The 11,530-nt window shown below is 62.9% G+C and carries 10 protein-coding genes; 3 read left to right on the forward strand and 7 right to left on the reverse strand.

Annotated features, from left to right (window positions below):
* Positions 1–138: 138 nt before the first annotated feature.
* A complete protein-coding gene (locus PLU72_14685) occupies positions 139–1,737 on the forward strand; it encodes a YiiX/YebB-like N1pC/P60 family cysteine hydrolase (protein ID HOT29424.1) in 1,599 nt (532 codons plus the stop codon).
* Between the two features lie 68 nt (positions 1,738–1,805).
* Here the strand turns inward: PLU72_14685 and PLU72_14690 are convergent, their stop codons facing one another.
* Positions 1,806–2,492, reverse strand: coding sequence for a hypothetical protein (locus tag PLU72_14690; GenBank protein HOT29425.1), 687 nt, complete (start codon positions 2,490–2,492; stop codon positions 1,806–1,808).
* Positions 2,493–2,746: 254 nt separating this feature from the next.
* Between PLU72_14690 and PLU72_14695 the strand changes: the two genes are divergently transcribed.
* Positions 2,747–5,896 carry a hypothetical protein gene (locus tag PLU72_14695; protein HOT29426.1) on the forward strand — a complete coding sequence of 1,050 codons (3,150 nt, stop codon included), beginning with the start codon at positions 2,747–2,749 and terminating at the stop codon, positions 5,894–5,896.
* Positions 5,897–5,970: 74 nt separating this feature from the next.
* Here PLU72_14695 and PLU72_14700 read toward each other — a convergent pair whose 3' ends face one another.
* From PLU72_14700 to PLU72_14720, 5 genes are all read right to left on the reverse strand, one after another.
* Positions 5,971–6,636, reverse strand: coding sequence for a hypothetical protein (locus PLU72_14700; GenBank protein ID HOT29427.1), 666 nt, complete (start codon positions 6,634–6,636; stop codon positions 5,971–5,973).
* 266 nt (positions 6,637–6,902) lie between these two features.
* On the reverse strand, positions 6,903–7,913 hold the full coding sequence (locus PLU72_14705) for a hypothetical protein (GenBank protein ID HOT29428.1): 1,011 nt from the start codon (positions 7,911–7,913) through the stop codon (positions 6,903–6,905).
* Positions 7,914–8,073: 160 nt separating this feature from the next.
* Positions 8,074–8,412, reverse strand: a complete 339-nt coding sequence (locus tag PLU72_14710; protein HOT29429.1) for a type II toxin-antitoxin system PemK/MazF family toxin — start codon at positions 8,410–8,412, stop codon at positions 8,074–8,076.
* On the reverse strand, positions 8,399–8,641 hold the full coding sequence (locus tag PLU72_14715; protein ID HOT29430.1) for a DUF1778 domain-containing protein: 243 nt from the start codon (positions 8,639–8,641) through the stop codon (positions 8,399–8,401). Before PLU72_14715 ends, PLU72_14710 begins: the two co-directional genes overlap by 14 nt.
* 195 nt (positions 8,642–8,836) lie before the next feature.
* Positions 8,837–9,727, reverse strand: coding sequence for an Rpn family recombination-promoting nuclease/putative transposase (locus tag PLU72_14720; GenBank protein ID HOT29431.1), 891 nt, complete (start codon positions 9,725–9,727; stop codon positions 8,837–8,839).
* 259 nt (positions 9,728–9,986) lie between these two features.
* On the opposite strand from PLU72_14720, the gene PLU72_14725 reads away from it, so the two are divergent.
* Positions 9,987–11,171: a Fic family protein gene (locus PLU72_14725; GenBank protein HOT29432.1), complete on the forward strand. Its 1,185-nt coding sequence runs from the start codon at positions 9,987–9,989 to the stop codon at positions 11,169–11,171.
* Between the two features lie 113 nt (positions 11,172–11,284).
* Here PLU72_14725 and PLU72_14730 read toward each other — a convergent pair.
* A partial coding sequence (locus PLU72_14730) for a hypothetical protein (GenBank protein HOT29433.1) occupies positions 11,285–11,530 on the reverse strand: 246 nt, incomplete at its 5' end.

Here is an 11,530-nt window from a genome sequence, read left to right on the forward strand (position 1 = left end):
CCGCACCGAACGCTCTTTTGCAAGGCGCCTGTCAAGCGCTCCCGCCATGCGAAAATTTTCCCGAAAACCGAAGCGCGCCTTTCCCGGTATGGATATAATGACGGGAAAGACAGATCGTGAATCGGAGCGAGGTATATCATGAGACACACGACACGCCTTTCGAGACTGCTGGCGATCGCCTGCGTCGTCGGAACGACCGCCTGGAGCCCTGCCCCCGCGGGCGCCCAGACGACGTCGCCGTTCGGCGGCGAGCGGGTCACGATCTCCGTGACCGACACCGCTTCCGGCGCCGCAACGACCATCACCTCGGACGCGCAGGATGATCTGCTGACGGCGGAGGAACGCGAACTGATGGCGCTCAAACTCCTGCCGCACTATTATCCCTCCCTGAAGCAGGCGATGCAGAAACCCCTCGGAAGCCTCGATCGGGCGAAGGCCCGCGCCAGGTCGCTATATCGGTACCCGAACGCCGTCTATTCGCCGAACTTCGGCGACCCCGTCCGCATGCTGGAATGGGCCAGACGCTACCGGAACGACGCCGCGATGGTGAAGTTCTCCGGCACGGCGCAGCGGGGCGACATCATTCTGAGCGGCCACAAGACCGTCGAGGGCCAGAAGAACGACCCGATCGCGATCCTCACCGGCGGCAGGTATCACCACGCCATCGTCGTCATCGACGGGCCGCCGTGCGTCTTCATCGAGGCGGTCGGCGCCACCGGCTCGAAAACCGACCCGACGAACAATCGCGTCCGCATCTCGAGCTGGCACGAGCAGCTCGCGGCCTGGGCCGGCATGCGCCTGGAGCGGCCCACCGCAGGGCTGCCGGCGGCCGAGGCGAAGAAGAATATCGACGGGGCCGTCAACTACCTGATCGCCCAGCTCGGCAAGCCGTACGACTACGGCTTCACCAACAACGACACGAACCGCGCCTTCTACTGCAGCGAGCTCGCCTGGAAGTGCTACGCCGTGGGCGCCGGCATGACCAGCTACAAGCCCGCCAAATCCTCGGGCCGCGACCGCATGATCGTCGCCCTGAACGCCGTCGTCGACGGCCTTCAGCCGAAAGACCGCGTCACGATCGCCAACCGGGTCGTCGCGTTCGCGAACGAGTTCACCTCCCAGAAGCCGCCCGACCTGCGCAAGCTCAACGACTTCATCGTCGACGAGCTGACGCCCGCCTGCAAGACCCTGTCGGACGCCTATCCGACGCCCGAAGCCCGGGAAAAGCTCCGCACCGTTCTCGAGAAAGTCCGCACGAACGACGCGTTCCCGAAGTTTCTGAAGGCCCGCGCCGAATTCGAGGCGGCGAAACAGGCCGGAACGTTCGATACCGGCTGGGGCATCGGCGCCGCCCGCAAACTGGCGGCGGAAGCGAAGATCGGCGCATCCATCGTGTCGGACGTCAATTCCCTGATCAAACAGAGCGGCGCCGGCTACGCGAAACTCGCGCAACTCGTCGGCGCGGTGTTCGCCCCGATGTACAAATATATGGGCACCTATGCCGACTTTCTGACGGGCATGGACGAGGCCGGCAAGGTGAACATCCCCGACGGCGCGAAGACGGTCCTCTCGATGACAGAATGGCTCGCCGAGAAGCGCGAATCGGTGAAACAATGGCCGATCGGCTCGAGCCTCGCCAACCTTCTCCCCGGCAATGGCGACGGCAAGGTGCAGGAGAGCTTCACCAGCCCGACGGACCTCGCCGGAACCTCGGCCTTTCACGTCGAGTATCCCTGATCCGCGTCATCACCGGCAAGGCGCCCGAGCCGCACGATCGCGGTCCGGGCGCCTCGCTGTACCGCGTCTCACTTGCCGCCGTGCGGTTTATCCGAAAGGCCCAGCGCCGAGCGGCAGTCCTCACAAAACAGATGTGATGATATATACTTTTGTATTTCCCTGACTCGTTCCGGGTCCGGGCCGTCCGTCCATTTGCCGGGACCGGCGTCGAAGGATGTGATCGGGTGGCGCAGGAACAGCAGACGGAGGCGGTCTTCCTCCTCGGGGCTGGAGACGGTCCAGCGGAAGGCCTTGCCGCACTCGCCGCACTCGGTCGTCATCTCGATACCGGGCGTCCGGCCCTTGCCGCACGTCGAGCACAGGGGTGAGGCGTCATACGTGATCCTGACGGGGAGCTCCGAAAGCGACCGTTCCAGATAGGGAAGCCCCTGGACGATCTGCCCGACGCCGGCCCAGGGATGTTCGGTCGCGGCGCCGCAGATGTTGCAGGTATAGGAAACCGACTCGGGCGGCCGGGCAATCTTGTAGCACATCGCGCTGTGAAACTCGACCTTCTCGGGCTCGCGCCGCAAGGCGCGAAGCGACTCGATCAGGGCTTTCCGCTTTTCCGGGTCGGCCTTCCAGGCCGGCGCTCCGCCCGCATCCGGTTTCGCCTCCGATGACTCGCCGGGCGGAAGGGCTCCCTCCTGCGCCTGCCCTCCGGCAGGCAGCATCCCCATCAGCATGGCAGCCACCAGTCGCCTGATACGTTTCATGATCCCCCTCCTCCACGTCCTTTCCCCCAGCATACCACGAGCCGAGCTAATCCGCAGATGACGCTGATGAGGCTGATTTCGCAGATGAAACTCTGTCTGCCCTTCGTCTGCGGACACACTCCTGAAAACCTCGTTTCTATTCAACGGAGCATCTCTGTGGTGAAGCGGTTTTGCATGTGAAGCCGACCCTGCTAGAATGGAAGGCGGGAAAAGGGGTTCTGATCCGCAGGTGAACATCGAGAGGAGACACCACGATGGCAATCATACGCATCCTGGCTCTGGCCGGAATCCTGGCTTTTTGGGCGGCCGCCCCGGCGGCGGCATGGGAGGCGGCATTCTACAAAGAGGGTGCGAACGGCTGGTTCCGGCTGACCGTGCCGCCGGACGAACTTGCGGACTGCTCGGCCGCCGACGTAGTGCCCGAGCCCGTCGACCGCGCGCTGTTCCAGGTGACGACCGGAAGTTCGCGCCAGGGCTTGCGCTCTTCCCGTGCCCAGAACGCCGCATGCCGGCAGAACATGCGGGTCCTGCTGAGCGCTTCCGAGATGTACGAGATGGACCACGACAAGCCGTTCACCGGCCCCGACCAGGAATATCTTGACATATTATATAAAGAAAATTACATTTCCTCCCGTATCACGGGGCCTTCCGGACGGTGCCGGTACCGGTTCGTCAAAGACTCCGGCGGCTCGAAGACGGTCCGGTGCGAGGCCCACGGCCCCATCGAGCCCGACGTCAACGATCTCGAACGTCTCCGTCAAGCCGACGAGGAAAGCCTGCGGGAAAAGCCCGCGCTGCTCGTGTTTGGCCGGTGCCGCGCCGCCGGCCCCGCCGGGCTTCGCCTGCACGACCGCCGCGACGGCCGCCTGCTTCGTGAGGTCACCCTCGAGGTTCCCGCAAGCGACGTCACCGACGACCCGCGCGTGCGGGACGACTGGTTCGACACCTGGAAGCGCCACATGATTGTCCTGGGCCGGCAGACGCCCGCCGACAGCCTGTTTTCCTACCTGGCGAGGCAGGTTCCCATCCGGCTCGGCCTGACCCGCGACGATCCGGACAACAGCCGCTCGCCGTTCTTCCGCCGACGCGACACCCCGGACGCCGATCTGTATTCCCTCACCACAGGCGCCCTCGCCATCCAGGAGGCGCTCCAGCTCGACCGCATGAACAGGCCGCCCGCCTCGGCCACCGCCGCCGACCAGACCGAGCCCATCACGGTGCTGTCGGGCCCCGACATCAAGTCGCACCCCTACGAGACGATGATCGCCGGCCGCAAGCCCACCGTCCTGCCGCTCGACCGGCTCGTTCCGGCCGAGTTCTATAGCTGTCACTTTTCAGACATCAACCGCCAGATCGCGTTCGGCGACCTGCTCGACCAGTGGGGGACCAGCCTGCTGCACACCCTTCAGGCCGCGGCCCACGACGCCCGCGTGAAGGAGAAGCTGCTCGACCAGCTGTGCCTCGAAACATCCGAGCTGACGCGGCTGTTCGGCGACCAGGTGATCGCCGACCTCACCCTCTGCGGCGCCGACCCGTTCCTGCACGAGGGGACCGACCTCTCGGTGCTGTTCACCGTGAAAAACCGGGCCCTCTTCGACATGATGGCGCAGAAGCGCTTCGCCGCGGCCCGCGAGCGGTTCCCGCAAGCCCGCGAGGAACGCCTCGATATCGACGGGGTCCCGGTATTCGCGCTCACGACCCCCGACCGGCATCTCCACTCGTTCTCCTGCGAGCTTGACGGGGTCTCGGTCTACTCCAACAGCGCCGCTGCGATCGGGCGCATCATCGCCGTGTGGCGCGGCCGCCGCCCCTCGCTGGCCCAGTCAGCCGATTACCGCTACATGCGCACGGTGTTTCCGCACGACCCGGCGCGGGAAGACGTGTTCCTCTACCTGTCCGACGCGCACATCCGCCAGCTGGTCGACCCCGTCTGGAAGATCGCCCGCCGCCGCCAGCTGCACTGCATCGGCAGCCTGCGTCTTCTCCAGAATGCGATCACCCTCTACGCTGACGAGCATCCCGGAAAGACCCCGACCCTGGACGATCTCGTCGCCGACAACAGCCTGAAGCCGTCGTATCTCTCCTGCCCCGAAGGCGGCGCCTTCACGCTCGCCTCCGGCACCGCCGAGCCGGTCTGCAGCTTCCACGGCCGCCTGCGCTACCTGCGGCCGATCATCGAACGGCCGCCGAGCCGTGTCACCGCGGAAGAGGTCACGGAATACAAAGCCTTCGCCGATTCCTACAAGCGGTACTGGCGGAGGTTCTTCGACCCGGTGGGAATCCGCGGCCGGCTCGCGACCGACGGCGTCTCGCTCGAGACCTGCATCCTGCCGCTCGTCGAAAACTCGCTCTACGACGGGTTCAAGACGATGTGCGGCGGCGACCCGGCATCGCTCGACCTGCCCATCCATCCGAAGACGATCGGCCTCCTGGCCGGCAAACTCAACGGCGAGGGCGTCGGCGAGCTCACCTCCGGCTGGGACGAAACGATCAGCCGCCTGGTCGCCGGCTCGACCCTGACGAAGGCCGAGTTCCTGCGCGCGATCGGCCCCGGCTTCGTTCTTGGGCTGGTCGACGGCGATCTCCGGTTCGAGTTCATGCAGGACACCTCGGGCTTCCTGATGATCGACATGGCCCGCGATCCCAGTCGGGCCGCCCTGGCGGGCGTTCTGCTGTATTCCCTGAACCTGCCGGTGTTCGGCGTGGTCCAGGTGCGCGACGAAACGCTCGCGGCCCGCTTCCTGCGAGAGTTTCTCGACCAGCTGGTGCGCCACTCGATGGGCGACGAGTCCCGTTTCTCCGACGGCCTCCGCCTGCGCACCTACGAAACATCGCTCGGAACGGGCAAACCGGGTTTTCACACGCTCGAACTCGGCCTCTTCGTCGTCCGCTTCCGGTTCTTCTTCGCGGTCCACGACGGCGCCCTGCTGGTTTCGACCCAGCGCGGCGTGATCGAACGGCTGCTGAACGGTCCCACCGACCGCCTCAAAACCACCGCCAGCCTCGAATTCCGACTGCGGTACACGGCGTTCGACCGCATCTCCGAAGCGACCCGCCTCGGCTGGCAGGAACAGGTGCGCGAAGCCTGCCTCAACAACCTCGGCTCGCTCCACGCCCTGTCGCGCCTGCGCGGCATCCCGGCCGCGCGCTGGAACGACGAGTCCCTGCGGATCAACGGCTACGTGCCCTTCTGCCCCGAGGGCGGCGCCTACCGCGACGAGCCCGGCCGCGGCGGCATCGCCTGCTCCATCCACGGCACCCCGGAACAATCCCGCCAGCCCGGGACAGCCGATGCGACGCAGCCCCTGAACCGCTTCGTCGACAGCCTCGAGGAACTGACCGCCTCGCTCGAGTTCACCCCCGAAGGCCTCTTCACCCGCACCACCATCCGCCGGAAACAATAATGCGTTATCGGGTGCATCTCACCCATCGACCGCAGGGGCGGGTCTGAAACCCGCCCCTGCAACCTCGAAGGGAGTTATTTTCCGGTCAGGCCGAGTTTTTTGCGACAGTCTTCGCAGAAGAGGCGGGAGGCGATGTAGTCGGCGTTCTCGATCACCCGCTTCGCGTCGGGGCCGCTCCTTCCCATGCCCTTGGGGCCGGCATCGAACGAGTCGACGGGGTGGGCGATGAACAGCAGTTTGAGCCGGTCCTTCTCGTCGCTGGTCGAGACGTTCCAGGAAAACGCCTTTCCGCATTCGCCGCAATCTGTATTCATCACTATACAATGCGGCTTCCCGCCGCCGCACTTCGAGCAAAGGGGCGAGGGGTCGATCGTCACCTTCACGGGCAGGTCCCGGAGCGATCGCCTCAGGTAGGGAAGCTCCTCGGAAAGCTCGCCGGGGCCCTCGTAGGGCAGGTCGGTGACGGTGCCGCAGGTTTCGCAGGTGTACTGAACCGACGCGGGCGGCATAGACATGTCGTAGCACATCGCGCTGTGGAAGGGAACCTTGTCGGGCTCGCGTTGAAGCGCCCGGAGCGACTCGACCAGGGCCTGCCGCTTCCCCTCGTCGGGCTTCCAGGTTCCCGCCTCACCCGCGGCGGCCCCGCCGTTCGGAGCCGGGGCCAGCGGCTCCTGCGCGGCACCACTCACCGGAAGCGCCCCCATCAGCATCGCCGCCAGCATCCGTTTCAGCCTCTCCATCCTCGCGCCCTCCTTCGTCCGAACTCTCTCGAGCATTGTACATCAGAATCTGGTGAGAACCAATCTGCAGATGGCGCTGGAGGCGCAGATGAAATCCTGAAGCTTGAATGCGTTTCAACGGCGCATCGTCCCGGCATGTTCAGGCAGTCACTCGCCGGTGCTGTGTAGAGCGGTTCGCGAACCGCCCCTACGGTTAGGGCAGCGGTTATGCCCCTGTTGAAAAAGGCCACCCCCGGGAGAGGGCGGCCTTTGTCATGATTCGATGATCAGAAGCGAGGTGGCTCGTTCGTCGGCGGAAGCGCGGGATACTCCGGGCCGGCCGGCCGCATGGTGCCGCCGGGAAGCTGGGTGCCGTTGCCGTTGCCCCAGCTCCAGCCACTGCCCCAGGCGGAGCCCCAGCCGGAGCCCTGGTTGTTGCCGTAGTTCGAGCCGTAGCCGCCGGTCGGAATCTGCGGCATCACGACGACGCGGGGCCGCTGGGCGGTTATCTGGCCGGGGACGCGGACGCCGGCGTTGATCAAAAGCGATTCCTTCGTCGAGCGGACGATCGCCTGGACTTCGCCCATCATCATGCGGGCGGTGGCATCGTCGTTCATCAGCAGGTGGAACCGGATCCGGCCGAGCCGGTCGTGAATCTCGGCCAGCAGGGGCCGCCAGGCCGGGTGCATGGGGGCGCGCTCGAGGGCCGAGCGGGCGTTGTTGATATGGCCGATCGCCATGACGTCGCGGCCCCAGTGGCCGGTGCTGCCGGCGCACATCGCGAGATCGCTCTCGATCATGCTCAGCAGGCTGATGACCGTCTGGAGCTTGGCCGGATCGTAATCGGGACGTCCGTAGCAGCCGCCGTTCGACTGACCAGGGTGGCCATGATGACCGGACTGGCCATACTGGCCGGCCTGGTTCGACTGGCCCGACTGACCGGGATATCCATACGAATCCGTCTGGCCGCACTGGCCCGCTTGGTCAGACTGTCCGGCTTTGTCTGACTGGCCGGCCTGACCACACTGACCGGACTGGTTCCAGGAATCTTCCTTCCCGGCCTGGTCGACCTGGCCGGACTGCTCGACGGGGGCCTGCTGTCCCTGGTTCTGCTGGCCGACTTCGACGGGAACGCGGGGTTCCGGGGGGCGACCGTAGCCGCCCTGGCCGAACGGGTCCTGAAAACTCACCGGCGTCGCCTGGTCGCTCTGGTCGGCCTGTCCCACGACGATTTCCTGGGCCCAGCACGGAACGGAGATCGCGATCGCCATCAACCCGGTCAGAATCCTGCGTTTCATCATCTTCCTCCTGTCGATAAACCAGCCTCTTGTTGTGACAGCTAAAGGAAGCAACAATTGTACCAAACCAGGAATCCGCTCCCAGCGCAGAATTCGCCGCGCCGACGCCCCGCACCTGCCGGAAACATGGCACCAACCCTGCCGAAAGAACGACGCCGGGCTACAACTCGAGAATCTCCCTGAAATTCCGTTCAGCTCGTTCGAGATCCTCGGGTGAGAGGGTTCCCAGCTTTTTCTCGAGGAGATGTTTTTTGATCGTGAAAAGAATGCCCGTCAGAGTTGACGGATACAGAAGCCCGGCTTCCTTCCACTCTCTGATCCTCGTGTCACCGGTGATTTTTCGCGTCGTATTGCTCGTTATCGCGGCGACGACGACTTCTTCTCTTCTGTCGTTGAACTGCTTTCCGCTGAGAATGAGAACGGGGCGTTTCTTCGTTGCGGTCCCATCCGTGAAAACGATCTGGGCAAGAGCGATGTCTCCCCTCTTACATTTCGTCATACGCGGAATCCTTCTCGTTGTCCCAGACCTCCTTCAACGCAGAGGTGGGTTTTGTGGTCATGGAATGCAGGTCCGCTTCTTCGGCATCGCGTTCCATCTGCGTCTTGATGCTTTCGAGGATAAACTCCTTCAGCGTCTTGCCGTGCAGAGCCGCATAGGCCTTTATCTTGCGATGCTCTTCAGGCGCGATATCGATCGTCAGCCGGTCCCGTTTCGCAGAAACTGACACATTTCCCCCTTTTTGTCACTTTGTAACAATGTAACATATTTCCATTCCGGGATGGCATTCCTGCAGCATGAAATCCACCCGTTCGCCCTGAGCTTGTCGAAGCCTGCCCTGAGCCTGTCGAAGGGGGGCGGCGAAAGCTTCTCGTGCTTCGACAGGCTCAGCACGAACGGGAATGTGACATTGGCGCTTGCGGGATCAGCTTTTAGCCGAACCTGCTCCGTGGGCCTTTTGCAGTGCTTCGATCTCGGCACGAGACAAACCGGTCACTTTTGAAATCAGCGAGATATCCAGACCCTCTCCGAGCATATTCATCACGACACTGACACGTTCCTCATCACGGCCCTCCTCGCGGCCTTGTTTCAAGGCGGCGTTGATCTGGGTGATGCGGATGCGTTCTTCCTTGTCGCGCTGTTCGAGGATGGCACGGGTGCGTTCGTCGGAGTTGACGCGCTTGAGTTCCTTCACGGCCATGACCAGCTCCTTGTCGGACTGCAAATCATCCGGCAGAGGCTTGCTTCCTGCATACATCTCGCCGAACCGTATGATATGTAACCACTTTTCCAGGCGGGTTTGCAAGCGGCGGGGGCGGGTTCTGAACTTGGGGAGTTCGACGAAGTGGAGCTCCATCAGGTCGGGCAGGAGCAGGCCGGTGTCTTTCTCGCGGAACTGGAACGCAGACTGGAACCGGTCGAGCCTGTCGAACATCACGAAATCGAGAATCGCAATGCCATAGGAGGGGTTGAGCTGGTCGAAACCCTGGGTTTCGCGGAGCTGGCCGGTATACAGGAGGGCCAGGTAGTATGCCAGGCGCTTCGCGAAGCTGGCCTCCTGGTTGGCCTGCATCTCGATCGTGAACCGACGGCCCGCGCCGTCGACGGCCTTCACGTCGACGATCGTGAACTTGTCGTCGTGGAACTCCTTCAGATTCAGCGGGCTCAGCAGGGTCAACTCGGCGATACACCGGTCGCCGGTGAAATGTAGAAGCGCATCGATCAGTCTCGCCAGGATCTCCTCGTTGCCCTCCCTGCCGAACACGAGTTTGAACACGACGTCATTCCGCAACGGATACACTTTCCGCTCCGCCATCATCCCGCTCCTTCGCCTGACGATTCGAAGCGGCCCGGCCGGTTCACGTCGCGCCGGCAATCCTGCTTCACCCATCCATCACGCGAAACCACAGGTCGGGGAAAATTCTTTTTCCCACTCCTCACCAGCATCAACTTCGATCTCACCCGCCTCGCGTCACGTGCTCAGCGCTTGGGAAAGTGAAAAATCGCCCCTCTTACTAACGGATATGCTATTATCTGTTACTAGTCTATCTGCAAAATAACGAAATGTTCCTTTCATGAAACGAACAACTATTGGCCTGTATGAGGAGAGCATCGGGGCAGGCGAGATTTGTAGCGCATTCGTTCCTGCGCCCCTTCCGCCTGACCCGCCGCTGTCGATCGACCCGATTCTCCAGGAAAAATTGGATCGCGCACATCTTGCGCTCGGACAGTTGAACGGCGTTTCGCGCTTCCTTCCCGACGCGAGCACTCTGCTGTATACCTTCATCCGAAAAGAAGCGGTCCTTTCCTCGAATATCGAGGGAACTCAGTCGTCCCTATCGGATCTTCTGATGTTCGAGGCTGATGCCGCCCCTGGAGTCCCCATCGACGATGTTCGGGAAGTGTCGAGTTACGTTCATGCCCTGGAAACGGGAATGACATTGCTTGCCCAGGGATTGCCGCCTTCGACTCACCTGCTCCTGGCCTGCCATCGCGATCTGTTGGCCCAGGGGAGGGGCTCCCGGAAGGCCCCGGGTGAGTTCCGGAAGACGCAGAACTGGATCGGCGGCGACCGGCCGAGCCGTGCCGCCTTCGTTCCACCGCCCCCCTTGCGGGTGATGGAGTGCTGGGGGCACCTTGAAAACTTTCTGAACGATATTCCCTCCCGAACATCGCCGCTCATCAAGGCGGCCCTCGCCCATGTGCAGTTCGAAACGGTCCATCCGTTCCATGACGGGAACGGGCGGATCGGTCGTCTGCTGATCCCGCTGATCCTGATCCACGACAAGATTCTTCGGCATCCGTTATTATATGTTAGTTTATATTTCAAACGACACAGGCAGACCTATTATGATCTTCTCCAGAAGGTCCGAATCGAAGGGGATTGGGAGGCCTGGCTCGGCTTCTTTGCCGACGCAGTGACGGTATCGGCCACCGAAGCCGTCGGTCTGACCGAACTGTTGAACGACTTGACGGCCCGGGATCGTGAAAAGGTGAAAGCCTCGGGCCGGCCGGGAATTTCCGCACTGCAGGTGCTCGACTGCTTCATCCGGCGCCCGCTTCTGAACTCGAACCAGGTGCAGAAGCTGACGAAATTCGCTCTGCCGACGATTCTGCGGGGATTCAAACTGCTCGAAGAGCTCGGGATCATCCGCGAAATAACGAATCGCCAGCGCAATCGCCTGTACTGCTATGCAAAATACCTCGACCTGTTGAACAAGGAGCCGGACAATCATGGCACAGGCCAGGAACTTGTTTGATCGTCTGGTCACGAGCATAAGACAGGCCGGGAAGATTCATCGCGGGGAAGCGGCCCCGAGTCGGCGCTTTGATATGACACCGACGGCCATGACCAGCTCCCTGTCGGCCGAAATCAGCCGGTTTTCTCTGCCGCTGAGAGTTTTAGCGCTTCGATTTCGGCATGAGACAAGCCGGTCACCTTGGAAATCAACGCGATATCCAGACCCTCTCCGAGCATATTCATCACGACACTGACACGTTCCTCATCACGGCCTTGTCTGAGACCTTGTTTGAGGCCGTCTTCGCGGCCTTGCCTGAGGGCTTCGTTGATCTGGGTGATGCGGATGCGTTCTTCCTTGTCGCGCTGTTCGAGGATGGC

The organism is Candidatus Ozemobacteraceae bacterium (genome assembly GCA_035373905.1).
Lineage (GTDB): Bacteria > Muiribacteriota > Ozemobacteria > Ozemobacterales > Ozemobacteraceae > MWAR01.

Coding starts and splice junctions, on each gene's coding strand:
- PLU72_14725 (HOT29432.1), top strand. CDS start 9,987: ATGAAACGAACAACTATTGGCCTGTATGAGGAGAGCATCGGGGCAGGC.
- PLU72_14700 (HOT29427.1), bottom strand. CDS start 6,636: ATGGAGAGGCTGAAACGGATGCTGGCGGCGATGCTGATGGGGGCGCTT.
- PLU72_14690 (HOT29425.1), bottom strand. CDS start 2,492: ATGAAACGTATCAGGCGACTGGTGGCTGCCATGCTGATGGGGATGCTG.
- PLU72_14685 (HOT29424.1), top strand. CDS start 139: ATGAGACACACGACACGCCTTTCGAGACTGCTGGCGATCGCCTGCGTC.
- PLU72_14720 (HOT29431.1), bottom strand. CDS start 9,727: ATGGCGGAGCGGAAAGTGTATCCGTTGCGGAATGACGTCGTGTTCAAA.
- PLU72_14695 (HOT29426.1), top strand. CDS start 2,747: ATGGCAATCATACGCATCCTGGCTCTGGCCGGAATCCTGGCTTTTTGG.
- PLU72_14705 (HOT29428.1), bottom strand. CDS start 7,913: ATGAAACGCAGGATTCTGACCGGGTTGATGGCGATCGCGATCTCCGTT.
- PLU72_14710 (HOT29429.1), bottom strand. CDS start 8,412: ATGACGAAATGTAAGAGGGGAGACATCGCTCTTGCCCAGATCGTTTTC.